The sequence below is a fragment of the Parafrigoribacterium mesophilum genome, from assembly GCF_039652555.1.
GTDB classification, from domain to species: Bacteria; Actinomycetota; Actinomycetes; order Actinomycetales; family Microbacteriaceae; genus Parafrigoribacterium; species Parafrigoribacterium mesophilum.
Genome location: NZ_JBDJAF010000004.1, coordinates 161,142 through 185,491, shown reverse-complemented (window position 1 = coordinate 185,491; position 24,350 = coordinate 161,142). Strand labels below are relative to the sequence as shown.

Genomic DNA, 24,350 nt, shown 5'->3' with positions numbered 1-24,350 from the left:
GATCGGTGGGGATGCCCAGGCCGCGGCGCACCGCATCGGCCTGCTCGGCCGAGAGCACCCCGGTCGTCAGGGCGGTGCTGATCGGGGCCTCCCAGGGCACAGTCACGGCTTGCCCGCCGATGTCCTCCACCCCGTTGTCCAGTAACGACTGTGCGGCATCGGCCTCGCTGCTGATCTTCCCCAGGGTGACCAGCTGGCTGGCCTCGTGCCCGGTCGCCCCAGTGATCGACTGCAGCATCGCCTCCGGAGACCGGAAGCCCTCCCGCGCCGCCAGGCCGGCGTGGCCCAACTCGCGGCGGGACCGACGCGCCAACTGCCCAGCGGCGGCGGTCTTGATCGCGTCGAACTGGCGTTGATGGGCGGCGATGGCCTGCTGCAACTGAACCAGCTGCCCGTCGGTCAGCGCGTCATAGTGAGTACCGGGCGCCCCGAAACCCGCCACTACACTAGCGGTGGTAGTGAACATAGGTGCCGGGTTTGTCATAACTCCAATTTTCGCACAATAGCAAGCGTTTTCGAAAAAAAGATCGCAAATGTGGATAAGTATTTGGCCTACGTGCGGATCCGCCTCAATATCTCGTCGGGCGCGACGAACACGTGGGTTCGCTCCACCTCGTGCACCAGTTCCACCAGTGCCCGGTTGACCGGCGTGGCGACGCCGGCACGCTCCCCGGCCTCCACCACCGCACCGTTGAGATAGTCGATCTCGGTGATCTGACCGTGCCGGATGCTCTGCAGCGTCGAACCCGGATTGGGCGTCGCCCCCATCCGAACCTTCATCAACTGCGGAAGCAACTGGCCGATGGACAGCGGCATCCGCCCGAGCATCCGCAGCATGCCGTCGGTGAGTCCCTGCAGCGGGGCGAAACGCACCCCGCCGGCCTGTGCCGCACGCACCAGTTCCCGGATGCTGCGGGTGAGCAGCCGCCGTAGACCGGGATGCGAAATGACCTCTTGCGCACTCATCCCCGTGATCGCCGGCAGCGCGTTGATCTGGTTGACCACCAGCTTGGTCCATTGCGCGCCCACGAAATTGTCGGTCGTGCTCACCGGCATCACCGCTCCGAGCGCCTCGGCTGCGCGCGCCAACGCGGCACCGGATGCCGGGCTCGGCGCTCCGAGATAAGTGGGACCCGCCGTGGTGACCGCCACCCGACCGGGACCCAGATACGACGCGGCGTACAGGGCGAGCCCGCCGACGATAGGGGAGTCCGGCAGCACGCGCTCGGCAGTCTGGACCCCGCGCATCCCGTTCTGCACGACCACCACCGGAATCCCACCGAGCACTCCGGCGCTGCCCAGCATGGCCGATTCGGCATCCTGGACCTTGGTGGTAACGAACGCCAGCTCCGGCGCGGTGGTCAGCGTCTCCGACGCGGTGACGTGCGCCTGTACCGAGCCCCAGGCGCCATCCAAGCGCAACTGCCCGGAACGCAGTGCCCGAAGATTGTCGCCGCGGGCGGTGACCGCCACCTGGTGCCCACCGCGAAACAGCAGTGCGGCGATCGTGCCGCCGATGGCGCCCGCGCCAAGTACCGCCACCCTCATGCTTGGAATCCTACGGTGTCGAAGGCGCCGCACCGCCAGCCGATACCCTATCGGTGTGCCAGAGAACCCGACCGACCGATCGACCGCGCGCCGCAGCGGCATCCTGCTGGTCGACAAGCCGGCCGGGTTCACCAGCCATGACGTCGTCGCCCGCACTCGGCGCCTTGCCGGAACCCGCAAGGTCGGCCACGCAGGCACCCTCGACCCGATGGCGACCGGCCTGCTCATTCTCGGACTGAACAGCTCGACCCGCCTGCTCACCTACCTGGTCGGCCTCGACAAGGAGTACTACGCCACGATCCGGTTGGGCGCATCGACCTCCACTGATGACGCTGAAGGGGAACTCGTCGCCGCTGCGGCACCCGAGGCGGTCGCGGCGATCACCGCCACGATGCTCGACGAGCAGCTGGCGCGGCTCACCGGCCCCCTCCAGCAGGTGCCCTCCAGTGTCAGCGCGATCAAAGTCGACGGCAAGAGGGCCTATGCGCGGGTGCGGGCGGGGGAGAGCTTCGAGCTGCCCGCCCGGGCGGTGACGGTGTCCGCGCTGGAGTTGCTCGCGAAACGCAGCGAGCCGGAACACCTCGATGTCGACGTGCGCGTGGAATGCTCCTCCGGCACCTACATCCGGGCGCTGGCCAGGGACCTCGGCGCGGCACTGGGCGTGGGCGGCCACCTTATCGCCCTGCGCCGAACCAGGATCGGACCATTCGGCATTGCGGATGCCGCGCCGCTGGACGACCTGGACCCCACCGCCAGCCTGATCCGCCCCGCCGCGGCCGCGGCGGCGCTGTTCCCGACCATGACCCTCGACCCCGGCCAGGTCGCCGACCTCATGCACGGTAAGAAGGTCGACATCGGCGCGCACCGGGACCAGACCCCGGTTGCCGCGCTCGCGCCGGATGGGCGGCTGGTCGGCTTGGTCACCGTGTTCGGCAGCAGCGCGAAGGCGCTGGTCAATTTTCCGAGCGACGAGGTGCTGAGGTGATCGAATGGTTCACCTACCTCCAGGTCGCCGTCGCGGTGTTGGCCGGCACATTCTGCCTGGTGATGGGGCTGCTGGGACGCGAGCCGAACGACTACACACTCGGCTCGCTGCTGCTCGTCGAGGTGCTGCTGATCGCGCAGCTGGTGGTGGCCATCATCGCCCCGCTCGTCGGCAACGTCGCGAGCGGCAACGTGGTCGAGTTCTACACCTATCTCATCTCGGCGCTGCTGCTGGTGCCGGCTGCCGGGTTCTGGGCGCTCATCGAACGCGACCGCTGGAGCACGGTGGTGCTGGGTGTGATCGGATTGTCCGCGGCCGTCATGCTCTACCGCATGTACCAAATCTGGGCCGTGCAGGTGGCCTAATCTTGAACCGATGGTTCACAACTCTTCCTCTCGCGCCGTCGGCGTCGGCCGTGTACTCATAATCGTGTACGGCGTCCTCGCCCTCGGAGCCACCGCGCGCTCGGTTGTGCAGATCCTCACCGAATTCGACAACGCCCCGATCGCGTACCTGTTGTCGGCGCTGTCAGGTGTGGTCTACATCCTCGCCACCGTCGCGCTGCTCGGGAAAGGCCAGGGCTGGTACCTGACGGCGTGGATCACGATCTCGTTCGAGATGCTCGGCGTGCTGGTGGTCGGCTCGCTCAGCGTGTTCGACCCCCAACTGTTCCCCGCCAACACCGTCTGGTCGTTTTTCGGAATCGGCTACGTCTTCATCCCGCTCGTGCTCCCCGTGCTCGGGATGCTGTGGCTTTACCACCTGCGTCCGTCCGCCGTGACCGCTCGGCTCGCCGGGCATCCGACGCTCGAGAAGCGTTAGTCGATGCTGTTCGTCACGTCCCTGTCGGATGTCCCAGCTGATTTCGGACCGTCAGCGGTTACCATCGGCAAATTCGACGGGCTGCACACCGGGCACCGCAGCGTGTTGCAGGCGGTACGCGATGCCGCCCAGGATGCCGGACTCACCTCCACGGTGCTCACCTTCGACCGGAACCCGCTGAGCGTCCTGGCTCCCGAGCGGGCCCCCGATCCGCTGGTGAGCAACGAACAAAAGCGGGAACTGCTCGCGGATGCCGGGATTGCGGCCACGGTGATGCTGCACTTCGACCGGGCGTTCAGCACGCAATCCCCGCAACAGTTCGTGCAGCGCATCCTGGTCGACGCGCTCCACGCCCGCATCGTGTTCGTCGGCGCTGATTTCAGGTTCGGCGCCGGCGGCGCCGGCTCGGTGGCATTGCTGCAGCAGCTAGGGCCCACCCTGGGCTTCCAGGTGACCGTGGTGGAGGCGATGAGCCTCGACGGCACGCATCGAGTCTCCGCCACACGGATCCGGCAACTGCTCGCCGACGGCGACGTCGCGGGGGCGGCCCACCTGCTCGGCCGTCCGCACGCGGTGCGGGGCACCGTCATCCGCGGCGAGCAGCGCGGACGCACTCTCGGTTTCCCCACCGCCAATTTGTCCCCGAAACTGGAAGGCTTCATCCCGGCCGACGGCGTGTACGCCGGCCTGCTTACCGTCGACGGCCAGCAGTTGCCTGCCGCAATCTCGGTGGGCAACAATCCAACCTTCGACGGCGTACCCGAGCGGCAGGTGGAGGCACACGTGCTGGATCGGGATTTGGACCTGTACGACAAGACGGTCGAGGTGTCGTTCGTGTCCCGCATCCGCGGCATGAAGAAGTTCGCCGGTATCGACGCACTCGTGGCGCAGATCGGTCGCGACGTGTCGCAGGTGCGCGCGCTTCTGCTGGGCGATGCCCCTCACGGCGCCACCCGGTAACCGATGAGCTCCCGACCAGGTACTGTGCGCCCCGTGTCGCTGTGGGCCGGACGCGCGATGGCGTTTGTCGGCATCCTGCTGGTGGCGCTCAACTTGCGGACCGCTGTCGCCTCTATCTCTCCGATCGCCGCGAGCATCGCCGTCGATGTCCCGTTGTCCGCCGTGGGCCTCGGGCTGATCGGCATGGTCCCGCCGGTCGCGTTCGCGGCATCCGGATTCGTCGCCGCGCCCGCCGCCAGAAGGCTCGGCCTGGAGCGTGTGCTGATGCTGGCCATTCTCGGGATGGTCGTTGGCTTGTCGATGCGTGCCGTTGCCGCCGATTACGCGGTACTCCTGGCCGGTAACGTGGTCGCGCTGACCGGGGCCGGGGTGGGCAACATCCTGCTGCCACCGCTGGTGAAGCGCTATTTCCCGGATCGCATCGGGCTGCTCACCTCGCTCTATGCCACCGTCATGTCGGTCAGCACGGCAATGCCCGCCGGTCTGGCGGCGCCGATCACCGCCGAAGTCGGGTGGCGGGCGTCGCTGGGGATGTGGTCGGTCCTCGCGTTGACCTCCGCGATTCCGTGGCTGGTACTGCTGCTGCAAAACCGCCGCCAGCGATCCGGGCTCCCGCAGGAGAGCGACGACCTCACGCCGGCACCGGAGTTGCTCGGGGCGATCTGGCGTTCCAAGTTGGCCTGGCTGCTCGCCCTCGTCTTTTCCATTTCGGGCTTCCACGCGTACGCGATGTTCGCCTGGCTGCCGAAGCTGCTCGTGCAGACAGCTGCGGTCACGCCGATCCAGGCCGGCGGACTGCTGTCCCTGTTCAGTCTGATGGGGGTGCCTGCTGCACTCATCGTCCCGATCCTCGCCACCCGGATGAAGAACGTCGGCATCCTCGTGCACGTCGGCATCGCCGTGTTCGTGCTCGGCTACCTCGGCCTGCTGCTGGCCCCTGCCGCCGCCCCGATCCTGTGGGTGGCGTTGATCGGTTCCGGCCCGCTGATCTTCCCCGCCTGCCTGGTGCTGATCAACCTGCGCTCGCGCACCCACCAGGGCGCGGTGGCGCTGAGCGGATTCGTGCAGGCGGTCGGCTACGCGATCGGGGCGCTGGGGCCGCTGCTCATCGGATTCCTGCACGAGCTGACCGGAGGCTGGACCCTCCCGCTGCTGCTGCTGATCGGCACCGCGTTGGCGGGAATCGCCACCGGGGTGCTGCTGCGCAAGCCGGTGTTCGTGGAGGATGAGCTGCGGCGGCGCTCGGTAAGCTGAGGCAGTGCCTCCCCGCCCCGCCCTGCCGCTGTGGGCCGGGCGCACGCTGGCGCTGCTCGGTATCCTTCTCGTCGCGCTGAACCTGCGCACCGCCGTCACGGCGCTGTCACCGATCGCCGCGCAGATCTCCTCGGACATCCCGCTGGACAACGTCGGCCTCAGCGTCATCGGCACGCTGCCGCCGATCGCGTTCGCCGTGGCCGGCATCTTCGGCGCGCCGATCGCCCGGAAACTGGGTCTGGAACGGTTCCTCATCCTCGCGGCCGTCGCGATGGTCGTCGGCCACCTGCTGCGCGCCCTCGCGGCCGGCTACCCCGTCCTGTTCCTCGGCAGCGTCCTGGCCTTCACGGGCATGGGCGTCGGGAACGTGCTACTGCCTCCGCTGGTGAAACGCTACTTCCCGGACCGGATCGGGGTGGTCACCGCCGCGTACGTCACGATCCTCACCATCGGGGCGAGCTCGCCCGCGGTGCTCGCGGCTCCGGCGGCGCACGCCGCGGGCTGGCGGGTGTCGATCGGGGTCTGGGCACTGGTGGCGTTCCTCGGTCTGCTGCCGTGGATCGGCGTCGTGCTGCAGAATCGGCGGAAGCGGGCGACACCGGATGCCGGTTCGGATGCGCTTGTCGTGCCGCCCACCCGGATGGTGCAGGGAATCTGGCACTCCCGCACGGCGTGGGTCGTCGCCATTGTCTTTTCGGTGACCTCGTTCAACGCATATTCGATGTTCGCGTGGATGCCCGACATCCTCATCACGACGGCGGGGCAGACGCCGGTACAGGCCGGAGCACTGCTCGGCTACTACTCGGCGCTCGGCATCCCGTTCGCGCTGCTGGCGCCCGTCCTGGCAGCCCGGATGAAGAACATCGGGCTGATCATCGAGTTGGGCGCCGTGTGTCTGGTCGTCGGCAACCTGGGACTGATGCTCGCGCCCGCGGCAGCGCCATGGCTGTGGGTCACCATCGTGGGCTGCGGCCAGGTCATCTTTCCGGTGTGCTTGGTCTTGATCAACCTGCGGGCCCGCACCCACATCGGCTCCGTCACGCTCAGCGGGTTCTCCCAGGGTGTGAGCTACACGATCGCCGCCACGGGGCCGCTGATGATCGGGCTGCTGTTCCACTGGACCGGGTCGTGGACCGGCGGATTCGTGCTGTTGCTGATCAGCGCCGTCGTCGTCGCGGTCGGCGGTCACCTGCTGCGCAAGCCCCGCTTCGTGGAGGACGACCTGCAGAAACGCGGCGCAGCGGCCACCCGCTAGCCGGCCTACGCGACCAGTTCGGCGCGGTGCACCAGTGCGGCGGCACCGATCAGCGGACCCTCCGACGACAGCGCCGACGGTACGACCCGAACCTTCGTGACGAAACCGAACTGGTGGCGTGATGCCACGGCGGTGCGGATGTGATCGAACAGTTCGGGGGCGACCCGGGAGAACCCGCCGCCGATCGCCACGAGTTCGAGGTCGACCAGCGAGGTGGCCGAGGCGATCGCCTGCCCGATGGCCCGTCCGGAACGTTCCACGGCCGCCCTGGCGATCGGATCTCCTGCGCTGAAACTGGAGCCGAGTTCCTCACCGCTGGCTCCTGCCCAACCCTGCGCCTGCGCCCAGGCGACCGTGTTCGGCCCAGAGGCGACCGCCTCGACGCAGCCGATCCCGCCGCACGCGCACGGGTCGTCGAATCCGGCCACCTCGACGTGGCCGATGTGCCCGGCGTTGCCGGTGGGGCCGGATGCGGTGTGTCCGTCGAGGATGAGCCCGCCGCCGATTCCGGTGGAGACCACCATGCCCATCAGGTTCTGGCAGTCCTGCGCCGCACCGATCCAGTGTTCGGCCAGTGTGATGCAGAGCCCGTCCATCCGCAGCACGACAGGCACACCGGTCACCGCGGCGGCCACCTGGTCGCGCAGTGGGTAGTCGCGCCATACCGGTAGGTTCAGCGGCGACACGAGCCCGGTATCCTCGACAATCGGACCGGCCGCCCCGATGCCAACCCCGGCCAGCGACACCCCCGGGGGGAGTTGCGCCATCGTGCCGGCCACTACTGCGTCCACGTTCGCGGCCAGTTCGGCCGAACTGCGCAGCGGGCCGGTGGGCCGCCGGAACCTGGTGCCCGGGAGCACCGTGCCGGCGTCATCGACCAGCGCGCACTCCACCTTGGTGCCGCCCAGATCAAGGGCCAGGGCGAGCGGGTGTGGCATGTCCACAGCATATTGGACGGCCGCTAACGTACCGTGGAACGGTGATTGCAGCATCCAGGTTCGAGATCGAACGGAAGGTCGGCCTGTCGCCACCGATCGTGTGGGATGCGCTGGTGGACCCGGATCTGGTAGTCGGCTGGCTCGCCGGAGCCAGCATCGACCTGCGCGTCGGCGGGCATTACGATCTGGCCTGGCACCGTGACGGAGTGCGGCGAGTGGGCCCCGGCGTGATCACCGAGCTGCGGGAGGGCACGCTTCTCACCGTCGATGCGGCGCAGCACGGTGTGCTCTCGTTCCGTCTTCAGGAGATGCCGGGCGGCAGCCGTGGCACCAGCACCCTGCTTCGGCTCAGCGTGAAACTCGGCGTCGATCCGATGTTCGCGGCCCGGGTGCGCGCCGACTGGGAGACCCGCCTGGACCAGTTAGAAGACCTGCTGCGCGGGCATCCGGTGGACTGGGCGAACTGGGTACGCGACCACGGCGACGATTGGAACGCCTACCTGGAGGCCTCCTGGCCCGCGGGCCGCCGAGGGATTGCCGACTCCAGAACACCGCGCCGGCAGCGGCAATAGTGCACACTGGAGGTGCGTCGCCGTGGCGGTCCTGATCGGGCCCGGCGACCAGGCGGAAGGCAGAACTGAACCATGAATCACATCGCTCTCGCCCCGGCGCAACGCGCCGTGCAGTTGATCGGTGCCGACCTCACCGAAAAGAGCCTGAAGCTCCACCTCGAGGGATTGCCTGGGGTGGATGCGGTGGGGCTTGAGGCGCGCGCCGCTGCGCTGGGCACCCGGTCGATCAAGACCACGTCCAAGGCCTGGGCACTGGACACAATCATTTCCCTCATCGACCTGACCACCCTGGAGGGCGCTGATACCCCGGGAAAGGTGCGCTCCCTGGCCGCCAAGGCGATCAGCCCCGACCCGTCGGATCCCTCGACGCCGCGGGTCGCCGCGGTCTGCGTGTACGGCGACATGGTCCCATACGCGCTCGAGGCGCTGGGTTCTGCGCACAGTGCGAACGGCATCCGTATCGCCGCGGTCGCCACCGCGTTCCCCAGCGGCCGGGCGTCACTGGCCGTGAAACTCGCCGACGTCGAGGACGCCGTGCGGAACGGCGCCGACGAAATTGACATGGTCATCGACCGCGGCGCGTTCCTCTCCGGCCGGTACGGCGTCGTGTTCGACCAGATCGTCGCGGTCAAGGAGGCTTGCCGCAGGGACGATGGAAGCTACGCGCACCTGAAGGTGATCCTGGAAACGGGGGAGTTGAACACCTACGACAACGTGCGGCGCGCCTCCTGGCTGGCGATTCTCGCCGGAGCCGATTTCATCAAGACCTCCACCGGCAAGGTGTCACCGGCGGCGACGCTGCCGGTGACGCTGCTGATGCTTCAGGTGGTGACCGATTGGTACCGCCTCACCGGAGAGAAGATCGGGGTGAAGCCGGCCGGCGGCATCCGCAGTTCGAAGGATGCGATCAAGTATCTGGTGACGGTGGCGGAGACAGCGGGCGAGGAGTGGCTGCAGCCCGGTCTGTTCCGGTTCGGCGCCTCCAGCTTGCTCAACGATGTGCTGCTGCAACGGCAGAAGGCAAAATCCGGACACTACAGCGGCGCCGACTACGTGACGATCGACTAGCCGCCCCTACCCGGTGGTCGAGCTTGTCGAGACCCCCACAACTTCACAAGGAGTAACTTAATGACCTTTCTCGACTACGCACCGGCCCCCGAGTCGCGCTCGATCCTGCACCTGAAGAAGAGTTACGGCCTGTTCATCGACGGCGACTTCGTCGACGGTCACGGCACACCGTTCACGACCATCTCCCCGGCCGACGAGTCCCCGATCGCCGAGATCGCCTACGCGAACGCACAGGATGTCGACACCGCCGTCGCGGCCGCCCGACGCGCCTACGAGAGCACCTGGTCGCGGATGTCCGGCTCCGACCGCGGCAAATACCTGTTCCGCATCGCCCGGCTGGTGCAGGAGCGCACCAGGGAACTGGCGGTGGCCGAGAGCCTGGACAACGGCAAACCGATCAAGGAGAGCCGCGACGTCGACGTCCCCATGGTCGCAGCCTGGTTCTTCTACTACGCCGGATGGGCCGACAAGCTGGACTACGCAGGACTGGGCGCCGCCCCGCGCTCGCTCGGCGTGGCCGCGCAGGTCATCCCGTGGAACTTCCCGCTCATGATGCTGGCCTGGAAGATCGCGCCGGCGCTCGCCGCGGGCAACACCGTCGTGATCAAGCCGGCCGAGACCACGCCGCTGTCCGCGCTGATCTTCGCGGAGATCCTGCAGCAGGCCGACCTGCCGGCCGGCGTCGTCAACATCATCACCGGCGCCGGAGACACCGGGTCGGCGCTGGTCAACCATCCGGATGTGAACAAGGTCGCCTTCACCGGCTCCACCGCGGTGGGGCGAGCGATCGCGAAATCCACCGCCGGATCCGGTAAGAAGATCACCCTGGAGCTCGGCGGCAAGGCGGCGAACATCGTGTTCGACGACGCACCGATGGACCAGGCGATCGAGGGCATCGTGAACGGCATCTTCTTCAACCAGGGGCACGTCTGCTGCGCCGGGTCGCGGTTGCTCGTGCAGGAGAACGTGCACGACGAGGTGATCAGCCGCCTGAAGCAGCGGCTGTCCACGCTGCGGATGGGCGACCCGCTGGACAAGAACACCGACATCGGCGCGATCAACTCGCGCGCGCAGCTGGACCGCATCCGAACGCTGTCGGATGTCGGCGAGGCGGAGGGCGCGGACCGCTGGAGCGCGGAGTGCGTCATCCCGGACAAGGGCTTCTGGTTCGCCCCGACCATCTTCACCGGGGTGTCCACCAGCCACCGGATCGCCCGGGAGGAGATCTTCGGCCCGGTGCTGTCGGTGCTGACGTTCCGCACCCCGGCCGAGGCGGTCGCGAAGGCGAATAACACGCCGTACGGGCTCTCTGCTGGGATCTGGACCGACAAGGGCAGCCGCATCCTCGCCGTCGCGGACAAGCTGAAGGCGGGCGTGGTCTGGGCGAACACGTTCAACCGGTTCGATCCGTCCAGCCCGTTCGGCGGGTACAAGGAGTCCGGCTACGGTCGCGAGGGCGGCAGGCACGGCCTTGCCGCCTACCTGCAGGCCCGCTCGGAGGTCATACCGGTGGTCGAGCCTGTCGAGACCCCCACCGCGCGCAAACGCCGCACCGCCACGAAGGGGGCTCGTAAGTGACCCGCCTGGCGGTCGCCAAGACCTACAAGCTCTACATCGGCGGCGCGTTTCCACGCAGTGAATCCGGCCGCGTCTACGAGGTCGTTACCAAGCAGGGCGCCTTCCTCGCCAATGCGGCCAAGGGGTCCCGCAAGGATGCCCGTGACGCCGTGCGCGCGGCCCGTGCGGCGCTCTCCGGCTGGTCGGGCGCCACCGCATACAACCGCGGGCAGGTGCTGTACCGCATCGCCGAGCTACTCGAGGGTCGTCGGGCCCAGTTCGTCTCGGAGATCCGCGCCGGCGAGGGCGTGTCGGAGGCCGAGGCGCAGCGGCAGGTCGACGCCGCCATCGACGTCTGGGTCTGGTACGCCGGCTGGGCCGACAAGTACGTTCAGGTGACCGGCAACACCAACCCGGTCGCCGGGCCCTACTTCAACATCTCCACGCCGGAGCCCACCGGTGTCGTCGCGGTGATCGCCCCGCAGCAGTCATCGCTGCTCGGCCTGGTCAGCGTTCTGGCGCCGGTGCTGGTCAGCGGCAACACCGCCGTGGTGCTGGCGAGCGAGACGCTGCCACTGAGCGGGATCAGCCTGAGCGAGATCCTCGCCACCAGCGACGTGCCGGCCGGAGTGGTGAACATCCTCACCGGTTCACCGGCCGAGATCGCCCCCTGGCTGGCCAGCCATGCCGATGTCAACGCCCTGGACCTGGCCGGCGCAGAGCAGTTGGACTGGATCGACCTGCAGATCGCGGCGGCCGACACGCTGAAGCGGGTGCTGCCGCCGGAGCCCGGCATCCCCGCCCCGTCGGTGCACCGGATCACCTTCTTCACCGAAACCAAGACAGTCTGGCATCCGAAGGGCCTCCTCTAGCCCTCCGCCGCTCCGCCCCTCCCGCCCCTCCCGTCCCTGGCCGCCCTCCCGGCCGCCGACCCGCATCCCGTTTCACGGAGAAACTGTCACAGCCGGGCACACCCACCGGGCCAGACGGATGCCGGACACAGAAACTCCTTGAAACGGGCGCACAGAAAAACGGGCGCACAGGGGTTTGTCGGAACCCGTCTTGTACGGTGGTGCGATGAGAAGGCTGGCACTGAGAAAGCTGGCACTGAGCATCGTGACGCTGCTCCTGGCGGCGTTCGCGGTGACGGGGCTGTCTGCTCCGGCGTCGGCCGCTCCGGCCGACTCGCTGTACGCGCTGGTCAACCAGGAACGCGCGGCCAACGGTCTGCCCGCACTGGCCAGGAACCCGAGTATCGAGGCGGTCGCGGTGAACTGGGCCAACCAGATGGCGGCAAGCGGCACCATGAAGCACAACCCGAGTTTTTCCAGCCAAATCCCCGCAGGGTGGACCGCCGCTGCTGAGAACGTCGCCCAGGGACAACCGACCGCCCAGCGGATGCACTCGGACTGGATGAACTCCGCAGGACACCGTGCCAATATCCTCGGCGACTACACCGACATCGGCATTGCCTTCATCAGCGTGAACGGCACCACCTGGGGCGTGGAGGACTTCGCAAAGTATCCGGCCCGGGCCACATCCGCCCCGGCGATGCCTTCCACTACTGCTCCGGCCCCTGCTCCACCAACAACTCCCGCGCCCAGCCCCATCCCCGCGGCACCCCCGCGCACCCACGCGGCCACCCCCACTCCCACACCGACACCGACGCCTACTTCGACGCCGCAGTCGGAGCTGCCGCAGGCCTCGCTCGCCGAGGAACCGAACGACGTGTCCTTCGGCGATCCATCACCCAGCATCGCACCCGCACCGGATGCGACGAACGACCTCAGAAGCGCCAGGGCCAGTCAGGTGGACGGCAACCCCGCGGGGGCCATCACCCTCCTGGGCCTGGCACTGGCAGCAGCGGTCATCTTCATCTTCAGGTCGGTCCGCGGAGGGAGCTGGGGCAGGCACCAGAGCTGGTGAACGGTGGTGAAGAAACGACGTACTGATAGCTTGTGAAGGTTGCCTCTCTAGCGATTCCCAGGGCGGCAACGCATGATGGAAGACCGAGGAGGTCGCGCATGCCCGAGTCCCACGCCACCGAATTTCACGCATCCGATTCAGCGCGCGGCGAGCGCACCATGGTCTTTCTCGGCGACAGCCTGACCGAAGACGGCCACTGGTCGGAATGGTTTCCCGACGCCAACGTTCACAATCTCGGGCGGGGCGGCGACACGACCGACGGCGTGCTGGCGCGACTCGGCGAGGTCGTCGCGGCGGCTCCGGACGAGATCTTGCTGCTGGTCGGAACGAACGATCTCGCGACCCGGCAGACGGTGGAGCACTTGGTGCGCAACATCCAATCGATCCTGGTGGACTTGCGACGTGATCTTCCGGGTACACGGATGCTGCTCCAATCGATCCTGCCGCGCGGGCGTGAATTCGCAGAGCAGATCCAGACCGCCAACATCCACCTCCGTCAGTTCTCGGCGACGGTGCGGGCGCAGTATTTGGACCTCTGGCCGGCGTTGGCACTCGAAGACGGCGAGCTGAACCCGGCTTACTCCGACGATCGCCTGCACCTGAACCCCGCCGGTTATGAGGCCTGGCTGGGCGAGTTGCGCCCTGCGCTGGAACGGTTGCGCGACGAGCCGCCGATGAGTCGACCGATTCAGGCGATCAACGTCGAGGGATACGCGGACCCCACCCGCTACTGATTGAGGGCGGTGCGGAACGCCTCCAGCGCCGCATCGCTGAACAGCACGAAGCGCACCAGCGTGAGTCCGCTGGTGCCGCGATCCAGGTGCGCCCGGACGGCGGCCACCGCGATTCTCGCGGCGTCGGCCATGGGCCAGCCGTACACTCCGGCCGACACGGCGGGAAAGGCGATGCTGGTCGCACTCAGCTCGTCGGCGACCCGCAACGATTCCCGGTAGGCACTGGTCAAAAGGGCTGATCGGTCCTGGTGCGCCGACCACACCGGACCCACCGTATGGATGACGTGGCGTGCCGGCAGACGACCCGCCGTGGTGGCGACGGCGGCCCCGGTCGGTAAGCCCTCCACCAGCGTGGTGCGCCGCAGCTGTCGGCACTCGTCCAGGATCGCGGGCCCGCCGGCACGATGGATGGCGCCATCGACGCCCCCGCCGCCCAGCAGCGAGCTGTTCGCGGCGTTGACGATGGCATCCACTCTCTGCGTCGTGATGTCCCCGCGCACCGCTTCGATTTCGGTCACCGACCCATTCTTGCCCCATACTCTGGTAACCATGACCTCGTATCCCACTCCGGCCTTCACCCGCCCAGCCTTGGCTCCCGGGTTGCTGGGCGCGATAGTGCTTTTGGCGGGACTGGCTCTGTTGGGCAGTGACGGATATCTGTACATCCGGTTCGGTGTCAGCATCCTGGCGCTGATCTGTTGCGTCTTCGTCTACCAGGCCCAGAAGTGGTGGTGGTGGGCGCTCCTGGTGCCGATCGTCGTGGTGTGGAACCCGGTCTGGCCGCTCGGGCTGCACGGCCAGTGGTGGGTGGCCGGGCAGTTTGTCGCGGCCCTAGCCTTCGTCGTGGTGGGCGTTTTCGTCAAGGTGCCCAATCCCGAGGACCGCAACCGTCGACGCTAGCCGGTCCGTTCCGGAGGTGGCGGAATTCCTCGCCGCCGACTCGACACACAAAGGCCGTTTCGTGGCCTAAACTAGTCGTGCACCCTACGGATCCACTCATCGTCTCGACCTTGCCATTGGCAAGTTGCTCGAGTCAGGCTTCGTAACATTTCGCACCTTGCGGCACGGCGTTCGCGTCGTGTCTGGCAGAGCGCATCGGCAGACCGCGGGGCGGCATCGGAATGAGGGGCACGAATTCCAAGGAGGAGCATGGCTCGATCGGGCCAAGGTTCGGCGCACGCCGGCAAGGGCACAACTACGCAGCGCAGACCGTCGCAGAAGCGGTCATCGCAGCGGCACACGCGTCCCGGTGACGACACCGGACTGATTCCGGTGCTCGCCCGCGCCGTGCGGGAAGTGGAGAACGCCGCCGAGCGTGGCAAGGTGGGGCCGAGCAACCGCACCAAGTTTCAGGTGATCGCGCTGCTCATGCGGGAGGAGCGGGCCCGCGCCAAAACGGATGCCGAACTCACCGACGCCGAACGCACCGAGCTGCTCAAGCGGCTGGACGGTGTGGCCACCATCCTGGCGAAGACCGCCGCCCGTGACACCTCGCTGATCCAGCTTCTGGCCGAGGAGACCGCCGTCACGGATGCTGCGCGCACGCTACGCCGGGACATGCTGATCGCCTCGGGTGTGGAACTTTCACCCGACGAACTGATCATCACCAAGGAGCCGGCGGTCATCGCCCCCGAGGTCGAAAAGCAGGTGGTGCCGATATCGGTGCGCCAGGCACAGATGGCGAATCCGTTCCTGGCCCCGGACTTCAGCGCCGCCCCGCCCAAGCCGAAGACGATCGGCCGACTGGGCAACTGGGAACTGCTGGACCCGCTGTTCCGCGCCTTCGAATACGGGGCAGGCGGGGGAGCCGCCACGATGCACCTGCCAGAGGCCACGTCCCTGAAGTCGCCGGGCAACCTCGACCTGATGCGCCACCAGGCGCGGCTGCTGGCCGAAGTGAAGAAGGGCCACCGCACCTTCCTGCTCGCGGACGAGCCGGGACTGGGCAAGACGGCCCAGGCGTTGCTGGCGGCATCCGTCGCCCACGCCTATCCGTTGCTCGTGGTCGTGCCCAACGTGGTCAAGACGAACTGGGCCCGCGAGGTCGAACTGTGGACGCCCAAGCGCACCGCAACGGTGGTGCACGGCGACGGCAACGACGTGGACGCCTTCAGCGACGTCGTCATCGTGAACTACGAAGTGCTCGACCGGCACGTCGGCTGGCTCGGGCGGTTCGGATTCAAGGGCATGGTCGTCGACGAGGCGCACTTCATCAAGAACCTCAAGTCCGAGCGGTCCAAGCACGTGCTGGCGCTGGGCAAGAGCATCCTGGCGGCACAGCCCAACGCTCTGATGATGGCGCTCACCGGAACGCCGCTGATCAACGACATCGACGACTTCCGCGCCATCTGGCAGTTCCTGGGCTGGATCGACGGCAAGAAACCCACCCGGGCGCTCATGGAGAAACTCGAAGAAACCGGCCTCACCCCGGCGGACTTCGGCTTCTTCGCCGAGGCCCGCCGCGCGGTGATCGAGATGGGCATCGTGCGTCGCAAGAAAATGGATGTCGCAGCCGACATCCCGGCCCGCCGGGTCGCCGACATCCCGGTCGAACTCGACGACGACCTGGGTAACAGCATCCGCCAGGCCGAAGCCGCCCTCACCGCCCGCCTTCTGGACAAGTACAAGCGCGTGCTCGCCGCCAAGCCCGACGGCAACCCCGAGGACCTGATGCGCGTGGTCGCACACGCCGAACTCGAGGAGTCCAAGGCGGCCAAGACCGGTGAGAACGTGTTCACCATGGTGCGCAAGATCGGCCAGGCCAAGGCCGTGCTGGCCGCGGACTACACCGCGCAGCTGGCGCGCAGCGTCGGCAAGGTCGTCTTCTTCGCCAAGCACATCGACGTGATGGATGCCGCGGAAGAGCACTTCGCCAAGGTCGGCCTGAAGTCCATCTCGATCCGCGGCGACCAGACCTCCGCCTTCCGGCAGCGGCAGATCGATGCGTTCACCGAGGATCCGGACGTGTCGATCGCCGTCGCGTCCCTCACCGCCGCCGGCGTCGGGCTGAACCTGCAGGCGGCCTCCAACGTGGTGCTGGCCGAGCTCAGCTGGACCTCGGCGGAGCAGGCGCAGGCGATCGACCGGGTGCACCGCATCGGGCAGGCCGAACCGGTCACCGCATGGCGGATCATCGCGGCGCACACGATCGACGCGAAGATCGCCGAACTGATCGACAGCAAGGCGGGCCTTGCCGCCCGAGCCCTGGACGGCTCGGACGAAGATGTCGTCTCGGCCTCCAGTGTGCAGCTCGACGCGTTGGTCTCGCTGCTGCGCGACGCCCTGGCCGACTAGGCGGGGATCAGCGTCAACTGGAGCCGCGAGTCGGCATAGGCCTCCACCGAATGCGGCAGCCCCGGGTCCATGCGGATGAGGCCACCGGGACGCAGATCCAGTTCCTCGCCGTTGCTCGTCACCAGTAGGTGTCCGTCGAGCGCCTGCATGAGCAGCGTGAACGGTGCGGCGTGCTGCTTCAAGACATGCCCGGCCGAGAATGCGAGCACGATGACGCGCACATCCGTGGCGTTCAGAACCGTGCTGTGGCCGAGTCCGGACTGCGGGATCGGAGCCAGCTGAAACAGGTCGTCCAGGTAGGTGAGCGGCGGCTCGGCGGCATCCTGTGCCACGTGCATTCCGTGGATATCGGCTGGTGCGCTGTGCGCGTGAGAATCGGATGTCTGCTCGCTCATGCCTCAACGCTATCCCCGTTAGTGGCAGGCTGGGGAATATGAAGGTTTCGATCAAACGCGTGTATGAAAAGCCCGACTCCGCAGACGGATTCCGAGTGCTCGTCGACCGGTTGTGGCCGCGGGGCGTGAGCAAGGAACACGCCGAAGTGGACGAATGGCTGAAGGATGTCGGTCCGAGCGACGAGTTGCGCAAGTGGTTCGGCCACGTGCCGGAACGGTTCGAGGAGTTCGCCTCGCGCTACGGGGCTGAGCTGGCAGCCAGCGAGGCGTTTCGTTCCCTTCAGGCCATCGTCGCCGACCACGCCAACGTCACCCTGGTGTACAGCGCCAAAGACGAGGACCACAACCAGGCGGTCGTGCTCCGCGATCTGCTCCAGGGCGCCTGAGGACGGCAAAGCCCGACAGGAGCATAATGGGCCAATGATTTCCGCCGAACACGCCCGTGCCCTTCGGGACGCCGGCGTCGCGTGGGTGCCGTCGCCCGGGGACGCCTTCCGCATCGACAGCGCCGAATTCGACGGTGACACGTTCACCGTGAGCGACATGACCATCGAACCGCACGAGTTCGACACTGGCACGATTCTGGGGTTCAACGGCACTACGGAATGGGCGTTGGACTCTGTGGCGCTGGAGGATGCCTTGTGGCTTCCCCGCGAAGACCAGTTGCGGGAGTTGCTCGGCGCGGCGTTTCGAGCCCTGAAGCGGGTCGACGGCGGCTACCGCACCGATGCGGCGATCAACGGCTCGCTCGCGCACTTCTACGACGCCGACGCCGCGGATGCGTACGCGCAGGCTCTGCTCGCGCTGGTGACCACGGCGCAACTGACCCGCTCACCCACCGATTAGCCGGTGCCGCGGTGAGCCGGCACCGCAGTTAGCTGCCACCGCAGTTAGCTGGCACCGCAGAGCCGCCGCACCGCTTGCAGCGGGATGGGGAGCCACTCTGGCCGATTGCGGGCCTCGTACCGCGCCTCGTACAACGCCTTGTCGAGTTCGAACGCGGTGAGCAGCGCCGACTGGTCCCGCGGGTCGTGCCCCGAGGCATCCGCGTAGCCGTCCAGGAACGACTCACGACCGCGCTGGGCCCAGGCGGTGATCGTGTCGGCGCCGTCGGAGTCCGGTTCTCTGGAGAGCGTGACGCTGCCGGCCGCGTACGACAACGAACGCAGCATGCCCGCGACGTCCCGTAGCGGCGCGTCGGGATGGCCGCGGTCGTCCATCGGTCGCAGCGGTTCGCCTTCGAAGTCGATGATCATCCAGCCGCGGCCCGGCGCCCAGAGCACCTGGCCGAGGTGGTAGTCGCCGTGGATGCGCTGTAGAAGCGGCCACGGCTCGGCTCGCGCCGCGCTGAGGATCCTCGCCACGGCATCCGCGAACTGGTCGAGCGACGGCACGTCGTGCCGGGCGAGATAAAAGCGTTCCCGCATCGCATCCACCATGCCGGCCACCGATTCGACGGACGCTGAGTGCGTCGGGAACGCCCGGGCGAGATCCGCGTGCACCGACGCCGTCGCGGCACCCAGCGCCCCGGCGGACGCGGCGAAGTCCTCCCCGGTCGTCGCCGCCCGCAGCGCCATCCGCCAGCCGTCCTCGACCCCGGGCAGGAACTCCTGCGCGAACGCCGCGTGGCCCTGGCCGAGCCGACCGGTGCCGGGATCGGTCCATTCCCCGGTGAGGAAGCCGAGTGGTGTCGGTACCCGCTCGCTGCCGACGCCGGCCAACGCGCACTGCACCGCGACATCCGGGTTCTCGCCGTGGTGCAGCACGCGGAAGATCTTGCAGATCACCGGCATTGCTTCACCCGCCGCCGCGTCGACGAGGATCGACGTGTTGGACTGCTCGCCGGAGAGCACCCTGGAACCGGCCAAACGCCACCCGCCCCACGCGGCGAGGGCCTGACCGCGGAGCCCGTCGGGGGCGCCGACGGGGGAGCCGGTGCCGAGCACGAGCGCCAGCAGTGCCTGGACGAACGCCGGGTCGTGGGGGCCGTCGTAGTGGAGCGTGGTGCCGTCCGTGCCGATCAGCGCAGCGTCCCCGCCGGGCAGCGGCTCGGACCGGCTGGTGACCGGAATCTGGTACAGCACCGGCGCGTCGCCGCTGGTCTCGGCCAGCAAGTGGATGCTCATGGTGACGCCGGCTTCGGCACTGGTCAGTTCCCACTGACCAACGTCCGACAGTTGCGGGTTGCGCCCCTTATTGGCATACCAGCGTTGCCGTGGAAGCCACTCGTGCAACAGATGCAGGAGTCGCGTGCTGGTCATCGTGTCAGGCTACGCCGCCCCCGCGGATGTCGCTCAGCGAGTGGCGGTGAGCACGGCGAGCTGGAGCGCACCGGCGCCCATGAGCATGGCGACGGCGGCCACGGCTGGGATCATCGACAGCAGGATGTACACCCACATCGGCGCGGAACCCTGACCGCCCTGCTTACGCACACACACGGTGCGGGCGATGAGATACGCCAGCGGGGTCAGCAGCAGCCACCACGGTGTCGCCGCAGCGCGGTGGCCGAGAGCCAGCAGCCGACGCTTGTCGTGTGAGGCGAGCACCGCGGTCCACAGGAAGAACACGAACGCGACGGCGAGCTGCATAAAACTGCCGAAGTCTTCCAATACGAGGATGAGCGCGAGCACCGTGGCTAGTTGCACCGCGGGCATGACCGCGATCATCCACGCGGCGGCGGTGCTGGATGCGCGCGGTCCCTCCGGCTGGCGGAACTGCACCGGGGTGTTCACCGCCATCGGGATGTAGGCGTGCGCCACCGGTGCAGCCTCAGTGGCTGCCCTGGCAGCTCGTTGCTCCACGTGCTCGGTCGGCCGAGTCTGAGTCAGTGTTCCGACTGAGCCGGCTCTTTCGGATTGTGCGTATGAGTCGTGGTTGCTGCCTGTGTCGGCACCGTACCTGGTGGATTGCGGCCGCGAGGCGCCCTGATGGTCCGGTGTGACATGTTGCGTCCAGCCGGAACTGTCCCACCAGCGTCGCTGCGGCAGTCCCATGGGATCCGGATACCAGCCCGCCGGAATAGTGGCGACGGTCACATCCGTCATGATTTGTTGCCCCCGATTGCATTGCCTAGTCATCACCCGAAGATGACTACCCGTCCAGCTTACGAAGCGAGCACCACACGTATGAAACCCCAAAACAGGGGTGCAAACCGTGCACCCCCCAGATGGGAGTGGCCCGAACTGGGGGGCGCGGCCGCCCGGCGGTGTCGGCTACCTTCGGGATATGCGCTAGTCGGGGGGCTAGGGACAACGGTGGCAGTAAGGCTGAGTTGGATCGCGGGGGCGATCGAAGTTCATCACTCGGCCTTCTGCCCACCGTTGCCCAGCACAGGTCGGCTCAGCCCACACCATCCGACCGACCTGGCCCGCTGCTTTAGTCGAGGGCCGGAACTTCTTCGCCCGGAATGGGCGGCTGGGGTGGGGTGCCGTCACCGAACGGCCGTCCGCCGAGCGCTTCCCGGCCGTGTGCGGTGAGCCACACCCGCGCATCCGGACCCTTGGGCACGATGCCGGTCGGGTTGATGTCGGTGTGCACGAGGTAGTAGTGCTTCTTGATCTGGTCGAAGTCGATGGTGTCACCGAAGCCCGGGGTCTGAAACAGGTCGCGTGCGTACGCCCATAAGGCCGGCAGCTCGGTGAGTTTGTTCCGGTTGCATTTGAAGTGGCCGTGGTAGACGGCGTCGAAGCGGGCCAGCGTGGTGAACAGGTGGATGTCCGCCTCGGTGATCGTCTCGCCCACGAGATAGCGCTGCCGGCTCAGGCGATCCTCCAACCAGTCCAGCCGCGAGAACAACCGGTCGTACGCCTTCTCGTACGCCTGCTGGGACCCGGCGAAGCCCGCTCGGTACACGCCGTTGTTCACATCGCGGAAGATGACGTCGTCGATCTCGTCGATTTCGGCGCGCAACTTCTCCGGATACAGGTCCGGCGCCCCGTCGCGGTGGAACGCCGTCCACTCGGTTTCGAAGTCCAGGGTGATTTGCGGGTAGTTGTTGGTCACTACCTTGCCGGTCGGCACGTCCACGATGGCCGGCACCGTGATGCCGCGCGGATAATCCGGGAACCGGGCAAAGTAGGCGTCTTGGATGCGAGGGATGCGGAGCACGGGATCGAGCCCGTCCGGGTCGAGGTCGAACGTCCAGCTGCGGGCGTCGTGGGTGGGGCCGGGCATCCCGAGCGAGATCGCGTCCTCGAGTCCGAGCAGGCGGCGCACGATCACAGTGCGGTTCGCCCAGGGGCAGGCGCGGGCCGCGACGAGCCGGTAGCGGCCGGCTTCGACGGGCCAGCCGTCGCGGCCATCCCTGGTGATCCGGTCCTCGATGTAGTTGGTGTCCCGGTTGAACTCCTTGCCCGGTTCCACGTACGTGCCCTGTGCCTCGCTCATGATGTCAGCCTACGTCGCGCCGCATCCGGCTCACACAGTGCCTGACCCGTTTCACCTGGCGCTCTGACCCGTTTCACGGAGATTCTGTCTCCCAGGGGCCCGGATGCCGATGGGCAGGGGCCTGTACAACAGAAACTCCGTGAAACGGGATTAAACGAGCCGGCAGGTGGCCGGCGGCTGGCAGGCGGCAGTCAGGCGGCCAGACGCGCGGTGACCTCGGCCAGGGACGGATTCGTGGCGCTGGAGCCATCCGGGAAGAGCACCGTGGGTACCGTCTGGTTGCCACCGTTGATGCTCGCCACCAGGTCGGCGGTGCCGGGCACCTCCTCGATATTGACCTCGGTGTAACCGACTCCGGCGCGGTCCAACTGCGACTTCAAGCGCGAGCAATAGCCGCACCAACTGGTCGAGAACATGGTGATAGTGCCGGATGCCGGGATGTAGTCCATGGGATCAGCCTAAGCCCGAGGCTCGCCAGCTTCCTGGTAGGGCTTGCGATCGCCATGGTCGGTGGTGTGCGTGATCGCCGGCGCCGGCGCATCCGGTTCGTCCGTGCCGCGCCAGCGCGACACCAGATTCATCAGGTGGTAGACCACGATCGCCGCGACGGTGCCGAGGATGATGCCGCTGAAGCTGAGGCTTCCGGTGGTGAGCGTGAAGTTGGCGATGCCCATGATGAGCGCGACCGCGGCCGTGAACTGGTTCTTCGGTTTCGCGAAGTCGACGTGGCTTTCCACCCAGATCCGCACCCCGATGATGCCAATCAGGCCATACAGTGCCGTGGTGACCCCGCCGAGCACCCCGGCAGGCACGGTGAAGATGATCGCGCCGATCTTGGGGGAGAGTCCGAGCAGGATGGCGGTGATTCCAGCCACCCAGTACGCGGCGGTGGAGAAGACCCGGGTCGCGGCCATCACGCCGATGTTCTCGCCGTAGGTGGTCGTGGGCGATCCGCCGCTGAAGCCGGAGATCACCGTCGCCAGGCCGTCCGCGAACAGCGCCCTGCCGGTCAGCGGGTCGAGGTTGCGTTCCGTGAGCTGACCAACCCCCTTGATGTGGCCGACGTTCTCAGCGATCAACGCGAGCACGACCGGCAGGAACATCAGAAACAGCGGGAAGTATTGCGGGTCGAAGTTCGGCGCCAGGAACGGCGGCAGGCCGACCCACGGCGCATCGGCCACCGGACTGAAGTCCACCTCCCCGGCGATGACCGCCGCGAGGTAGCCGACACCCACCCCCAGGAAGATCGAAAGTCGGCCGAAGAAGCCCCGGAAGATGACCGCGCACACGATGACCGCCACCAGGGTCACCAGCGCCACAAGCGGCGACTTGTCGAAGTTGTCCTTCGCCGCCGGTGCCAGGTTGAACCCGATCAACGCCACGATCGCCCCGCTGACCACCGGAGGCATGAGCGCGTCGATCCATCTGGTGCCACCAAGGTGCACCAGGATGCCGACGATGGCGAGCAACGCACCGACGATCACCATCCCGCCAAGCGCTACCGATTTGCCGCCGGCGGCGCTGGCTGCGGTGATCGGTGCAATGAAGGCGAACGAGGAACCCAGGTAGCTCGGCAGCCGGTTCGCAGTGATGATCAAGAACAACAGCGTGCCGATACCGGAGAACAACAGGGTTGTGCTGGGCGGGAACCCGGTGATCAGCGGCACGAGGAACGTAGCCCCGAACATGGCAACCACGTGCTGTCCGCCGAACCCGATGGTGCGCCACCAGGTGAGCCGTTCCTCCGGCAACACAATCGCGTTTGCCGCGACATCGCGGCCGTCTCCGTGCAGCTTCCAGGGCAGCGCCATTCTTGTTCTCCTTAGGGGTCAAGTCGAGATTAGTGGTTGGCGGCACCCGGGTGTGTCAACGCGCTGCGCTCAGGCGTGGAGGCCTTGGCGGCAGTCACCGCTGGTGCCAGCATGGAGGCATGACGGATGGCGAGCGGGGCGACCACGTACAAGACGGCGCGCGGGAAGCGACTGATGATGAACGGATCTGGGGCATCATCGAACAGGTTCGCGGTGACCTGCTGCGCGGCACGGAAACCGAACCGGAACTGATACTGCGGCAGCGACTGGATGACGCCGCCATCGTCGTCCCTGACGAGCAGTTCGCCCGTCTTCTCGCCGGCGTCACCGCGGAGTGAACCCAGCGCGGAATGCCCCAGACGCGGCCTGAACCCAGGCGTGGCGCTCAGCGCCGGCGCATCTCAGCGCCCGCCCGCCCCGTCATCCGCGCTGGTGTCCGGCGGCCGCCATTCGAGGGTGTCGTCGAGGTCGATCTCCTCGTCCTCGAGATCGTTGTCGGCATAGATGGGCTCAATCGGGCCGACACCGGCATCATCCGGGGCCACCGTCCCTCGTACCGGTTCCCCGGCCACCGCGTCGTTGGTGACCGTCTGCGCTGTGCCGACGTCCCGTGAGGTGGCAGGATCATCGGCGGTCGGGCGATTGTCATCCCGGGGAATCACCGGCTCCTCGTCCTGGTCCGCATCGGAGTTGCCCTGGTCCAGGTAGTCCTGGCGGGGTGATTCCGTGTCGGGGACGTCTGCGTTGCTCATGCTGTGCTCCTTGTCGAAAACCGGATGTGCCGACGACGGTAGGCCGACCGGCGCTCGGGCTCAAGGGGGTTCGCGCAAATGTCCCTGCCCACA

General features: G+C 67.5%; 27 protein-coding genes and 1 pseudogene. 17 read left to right on the top strand and 11 right to left on the bottom strand.

What is annotated here, in order from left to right; genetic code table 11:
- Both ABFX56_RS14050 and ABFX56_RS14045 read right to left on the bottom strand, forming a co-directional pair.
- Positions 1-466, bottom strand: a pseudogene (locus tag ABFX56_RS14050) (hypothetical protein); the annotation flags it as partial.
- An 86-nt stretch (positions 467-552) separates the two neighbouring features.
- Positions 553-1,548, bottom strand: coding sequence for a ketopantoate reductase family protein (locus ABFX56_RS14045; RefSeq protein ID WP_346233974.1), 996 nt, complete (start codon positions 1,546-1,548; stop codon positions 553-555).
- A 55-nt stretch (positions 1,549-1,603) separates the two neighbouring features.
- Between ABFX56_RS14045 and truB the strand changes: the two genes are divergently transcribed.
- The 6 genes from truB to ABFX56_RS14015 are packed head-to-tail and all read left to right on the top strand — an operon-like array spanning position 1,604 to position 6,824.
- Entirely contained in the window at positions 1,604-2,533 is a 930-nt protein-coding gene (truB, locus tag ABFX56_RS14040) for a tRNA pseudouridine(55) synthase TruB (protein WP_346233973.1), read from the top strand.
- Positions 2,530-2,898: a hypothetical protein gene (locus ABFX56_RS14035; protein WP_346233972.1), complete on the top strand. Its 369-nt coding sequence runs from the start codon at positions 2,530-2,532 to the stop codon at positions 2,896-2,898. The genes truB and ABFX56_RS14035 overlap by 4 nt, the downstream gene beginning before the upstream one ends.
- Before the next feature lie 10 nt (positions 2,899-2,908).
- Positions 2,909-3,355: a hypothetical protein gene (locus ABFX56_RS14030; protein ID WP_346233971.1), complete on the top strand. Its 447-nt coding sequence runs from the start codon at positions 2,909-2,911 to the stop codon at positions 3,353-3,355.
- A gap of 3 nt (positions 3,356-3,358) precedes the next feature.
- A complete protein-coding gene (locus ABFX56_RS14025) occupies positions 3,359-4,315 on the top strand; it encodes a bifunctional riboflavin kinase/FAD synthetase (protein ID WP_346233970.1) in 957 nt (318 codons plus the stop codon).
- 33 nt (positions 4,316-4,348) lie between these two features.
- Entirely contained in the window at positions 4,349-5,569 is a 1,221-nt protein-coding gene (locus ABFX56_RS14020) for an MFS transporter (protein WP_346233969.1), read from the top strand.
- 4 nt (positions 5,570-5,573) lie between these two features.
- Positions 5,574-6,824, top strand: coding sequence for an MFS transporter (locus ABFX56_RS14015; RefSeq protein WP_346233968.1), 1,251 nt, complete (start codon positions 5,574-5,576; stop codon positions 6,822-6,824).
- A gap of 5 nt (positions 6,825-6,829) precedes the next feature.
- Here the strand turns inward: ABFX56_RS14015 and ABFX56_RS14010 are convergent, their stop codons facing one another.
- The gene (locus ABFX56_RS14010) at positions 6,830-7,762 is read right to left on the bottom strand and encodes an ROK family protein (protein WP_346233967.1); all 933 of its coding nucleotides are present in this window, start codon (positions 7,760-7,762) and stop codon (positions 6,830-6,832) included.
- A 41-nt stretch (positions 7,763-7,803) separates the two neighbouring features.
- Between ABFX56_RS14010 and ABFX56_RS14005 the strand changes: the two genes are divergently transcribed.
- The 6 genes from ABFX56_RS14005 (at position 7,804) to ABFX56_RS13980 (ending at position 13,619) form a co-directional block, all read left to right on the top strand.
- The gene (locus ABFX56_RS14005; protein WP_346233966.1) at positions 7,804-8,334 is read left to right on the top strand and encodes an SRPBCC domain-containing protein; all 531 of its coding nucleotides are present in this window, start codon (positions 7,804-7,806) and stop codon (positions 8,332-8,334) included.
- Positions 8,335-8,406: 72 nt separating this feature from the next.
- A complete protein-coding gene (deoC, locus tag ABFX56_RS14000) occupies positions 8,407-9,402 on the top strand; it encodes a deoxyribose-phosphate aldolase (protein WP_346233965.1) in 996 nt (331 codons plus the stop codon).
- A gap of 60 nt (positions 9,403-9,462) precedes the next feature.
- Complete coding sequence (locus ABFX56_RS13995) at positions 9,463-10,980, top strand: aldehyde dehydrogenase family protein (protein WP_346233964.1); 1,518 nt, start codon at positions 9,463-9,465, stop codon at positions 10,978-10,980.
- Entirely contained in the window at positions 10,977-11,831 is an 855-nt protein-coding gene (locus ABFX56_RS13990) for an aldehyde dehydrogenase family protein (protein WP_346233963.1), read from the top strand. The genes ABFX56_RS13995 and ABFX56_RS13990 overlap by 4 nt, the downstream gene beginning before the upstream one ends.
- 205 nt (positions 11,832-12,036) lie before the next feature.
- The gene (locus ABFX56_RS13985; protein WP_346233962.1) at positions 12,037-12,885 is read left to right on the top strand and encodes a CAP domain-containing protein; all 849 of its coding nucleotides are present in this window, start codon (positions 12,037-12,039) and stop codon (positions 12,883-12,885) included.
- Between the two features lie 98 nt (positions 12,886-12,983).
- Entirely contained in the window at positions 12,984-13,619 is a 636-nt protein-coding gene (locus ABFX56_RS13980; RefSeq protein ID WP_346233961.1) for a GDSL-type esterase/lipase family protein, read from the top strand.
- Here the strand turns inward: ABFX56_RS13980 and ABFX56_RS13975 are convergent.
- Positions 13,613-14,137 (bottom strand): O-acetyl-ADP-ribose deacetylase, encoded by a 525-nt coding sequence (locus ABFX56_RS13975; protein WP_346233960.1) that lies wholly within the window; start codon positions 14,135-14,137, stop codon positions 13,613-13,615. The two genes, ABFX56_RS13980 and ABFX56_RS13975, sit on opposite strands and share 7 nt — an antisense overlap.
- Positions 14,138-14,168: 31 nt before the next feature.
- Between ABFX56_RS13975 and ABFX56_RS13970 the strand changes: the two genes are divergently transcribed.
- Positions 14,169-14,519, top strand: coding sequence for a DUF6804 family protein (locus ABFX56_RS13970; protein ID WP_346233959.1), 351 nt, complete (start codon positions 14,169-14,171; stop codon positions 14,517-14,519).
- Positions 14,520-14,768: 249 nt separating this feature from the next.
- Entirely contained in the window at positions 14,769-16,913 is a 2,145-nt protein-coding gene (locus tag ABFX56_RS13965; protein ID WP_346233958.1) for a DEAD/DEAH box helicase, read from the top strand.
- Here ABFX56_RS13965 and ABFX56_RS13960 read toward each other — a convergent pair.
- Positions 16,910-17,308, bottom strand: coding sequence for a cupin domain-containing protein (locus ABFX56_RS13960; protein ID WP_346233957.1), 399 nt, complete (start codon positions 17,306-17,308; stop codon positions 16,910-16,912). The two genes, ABFX56_RS13965 and ABFX56_RS13960, sit on opposite strands and share 4 nt — an antisense overlap.
- Before the next feature lie 38 nt (positions 17,309-17,346).
- On the opposite strand from ABFX56_RS13960, the gene ABFX56_RS13955 reads away from it, so the two are divergent.
- A complete protein-coding gene (locus ABFX56_RS13955; RefSeq protein WP_346233956.1) occupies positions 17,347-17,694 on the top strand; it encodes a DUF488 domain-containing protein in 348 nt (115 codons plus the stop codon).
- Positions 17,695-17,728: 34 nt separating this feature from the next.
- Entirely contained in the window at positions 17,729-18,154 is a 426-nt protein-coding gene (locus ABFX56_RS13950) for a hypothetical protein (protein WP_346233955.1), read from the top strand.
- A gap of 44 nt (positions 18,155-18,198) precedes the next feature.
- On the opposite strand, the gene ABFX56_RS13945 is transcribed toward ABFX56_RS13950, so the two are convergent.
- The 5 genes from ABFX56_RS13945 to ABFX56_RS13925 all read right to left on the bottom strand — a co-directional run bounded on the left by ABFX56_RS13945 (position 18,199) and on the right by ABFX56_RS13925 (position 23,505).
- Complete coding sequence (locus ABFX56_RS13945; RefSeq protein WP_346233954.1) at positions 18,199-19,569, bottom strand: maltokinase N-terminal cap-like domain-containing protein; 1,371 nt, start codon at positions 19,567-19,569, stop codon at positions 18,199-18,201.
- 33 nt (positions 19,570-19,602) lie between these two features.
- Positions 19,603-20,352, bottom strand: coding sequence for a DUF2510 domain-containing protein (locus ABFX56_RS13940; protein ID WP_346233953.1), 750 nt, complete (start codon positions 20,350-20,352; stop codon positions 19,603-19,605).
- 331 nt (positions 20,353-20,683) lie between these two features.
- Positions 20,684-21,694 (bottom strand): glutathione S-transferase family protein, encoded by a 1,011-nt coding sequence (locus ABFX56_RS13935; RefSeq protein WP_346233952.1) that lies wholly within the window; start codon positions 21,692-21,694, stop codon positions 20,684-20,686.
- Between the two features lie 191 nt (positions 21,695-21,885).
- A complete protein-coding gene (locus ABFX56_RS13930; RefSeq protein ID WP_346233951.1) occupies positions 21,886-22,143 on the bottom strand; it encodes a mycoredoxin in 258 nt (85 codons plus the stop codon).
- 9 nt (positions 22,144-22,152) lie between these two features.
- The gene (locus ABFX56_RS13925; RefSeq protein ID WP_346233950.1) at positions 22,153-23,505 is read right to left on the bottom strand and encodes a uracil-xanthine permease family protein; all 1,353 of its coding nucleotides are present in this window, start codon (positions 23,503-23,505) and stop codon (positions 22,153-22,155) included.
- A 119-nt stretch (positions 23,506-23,624) separates the two neighbouring features.
- Between ABFX56_RS13925 and ABFX56_RS13920 the strand changes: the two genes are divergently transcribed.
- Positions 23,625-23,843 carry a hypothetical protein gene (locus tag ABFX56_RS13920; protein ID WP_346233949.1) on the top strand — a complete coding sequence of 73 codons (219 nt, stop codon included), beginning with the start codon at positions 23,625-23,627 and terminating at the stop codon, positions 23,841-23,843.
- A 63-nt stretch (positions 23,844-23,906) separates the two neighbouring features.
- Here ABFX56_RS13920 and ABFX56_RS13915 read toward each other — a convergent pair whose 3' ends face one another.
- Positions 23,907-24,257, bottom strand: a complete 351-nt coding sequence (locus ABFX56_RS13915; protein WP_346233948.1) for a hypothetical protein — start codon at positions 24,255-24,257, stop codon at positions 23,907-23,909.
- Positions 24,258-24,350: the final 93 nt, after the last annotated feature.

Bases quoted from the DNA above. Each gene is read 5' to 3' on its own strand.
- ABFX56_RS13940 (WP_346233953.1), bottom strand. From the start codon at position 20,352: ATGACGGATGTGACCGTCGCCACTATTCCGGCGGGCTGGTATCCGGAT.
- ABFX56_RS13980 (WP_346233961.1), top strand. From the start codon at position 12,984: ATGCCCGAGTCCCACGCCACCGAATTTCACGCATCCGATTCAGCGCGC.
- ABFX56_RS13995 (WP_346233964.1), top strand. From the start codon at position 9,463: ATGACCTTTCTCGACTACGCACCGGCCCCCGAGTCGCGCTCGATCCTG.
- ABFX56_RS14010 (WP_346233967.1), bottom strand. From the start codon at position 7,762: ATGCCACACCCGCTCGCCCTGGCCCTTGATCTGGGCGGCACCAAGGTG.
- ABFX56_RS13985 (WP_346233962.1), top strand. From the start codon at position 12,037: ATGAGAAGGCTGGCACTGAGAAAGCTGGCACTGAGCATCGTGACGCTG.
- ABFX56_RS13935 (WP_346233952.1), bottom strand. From the start codon at position 21,694: ATGAGCGAGGCACAGGGCACGTACGTGGAACCGGGCAAGGAGTTCAAC.
- ABFX56_RS13965 (WP_346233958.1), top strand. From the start codon at position 14,769: ATGGCTCGATCGGGCCAAGGTTCGGCGCACGCCGGCAAGGGCACAACT.
- ABFX56_RS13915 (WP_346233948.1), bottom strand. From the start codon at position 24,257: ATGAGCAACGCAGACGTCCCCGACACGGAATCACCCCGCCAGGACTAC.
- ABFX56_RS14045 (WP_346233974.1), bottom strand. From the start codon at position 1,548: ATGAGGGTGGCGGTACTTGGCGCGGGCGCCATCGGCGGCACGATCGCC.
- ABFX56_RS13970 (WP_346233959.1), top strand. From the start codon at position 14,169: ATGACCTCGTATCCCACTCCGGCCTTCACCCGCCCAGCCTTGGCTCCC.
- ABFX56_RS13920 (WP_346233949.1), top strand. From the start codon at position 23,625: ATGACGGATGGCGAGCGGGGCGACCACGTACAAGACGGCGCGCGGGAA.
- ABFX56_RS13955 (WP_346233956.1), top strand. From the start codon at position 17,347: ATGAAGGTTTCGATCAAACGCGTGTATGAAAAGCCCGACTCCGCAGAC.
- deoC (WP_346233965.1), top strand. From the start codon at position 8,407: ATGAATCACATCGCTCTCGCCCCGGCGCAACGCGCCGTGCAGTTGATC.
- ABFX56_RS13950 (WP_346233955.1), top strand. From the start codon at position 17,729: ATGATTTCCGCCGAACACGCCCGTGCCCTTCGGGACGCCGGCGTCGCG.
- ABFX56_RS13930 (WP_346233951.1), bottom strand. From the start codon at position 22,143: ATGGACTACATCCCGGCATCCGGCACTATCACCATGTTCTCGACCAGT.
- ABFX56_RS14030 (WP_346233971.1), top strand. From the start codon at position 2,909: ATGGTTCACAACTCTTCCTCTCGCGCCGTCGGCGTCGGCCGTGTACTC.
- ABFX56_RS14025 (WP_346233970.1), top strand. From the start codon at position 3,359: ATGCTGTTCGTCACGTCCCTGTCGGATGTCCCAGCTGATTTCGGACCG.
- ABFX56_RS13925 (WP_346233950.1), bottom strand. From the start codon at position 23,505: ATGGCGCTGCCCTGGAAGCTGCACGGAGACGGCCGCGATGTCGCGGCA.
- ABFX56_RS13945 (WP_346233954.1), bottom strand. From the start codon at position 19,569: ATGACCAGCACGCGACTCCTGCATCTGTTGCACGAGTGGCTTCCACGG.
- ABFX56_RS13960 (WP_346233957.1), bottom strand. From the start codon at position 17,308: ATGAGCGAGCAGACATCCGATTCTCACGCGCACAGCGCACCAGCCGAT.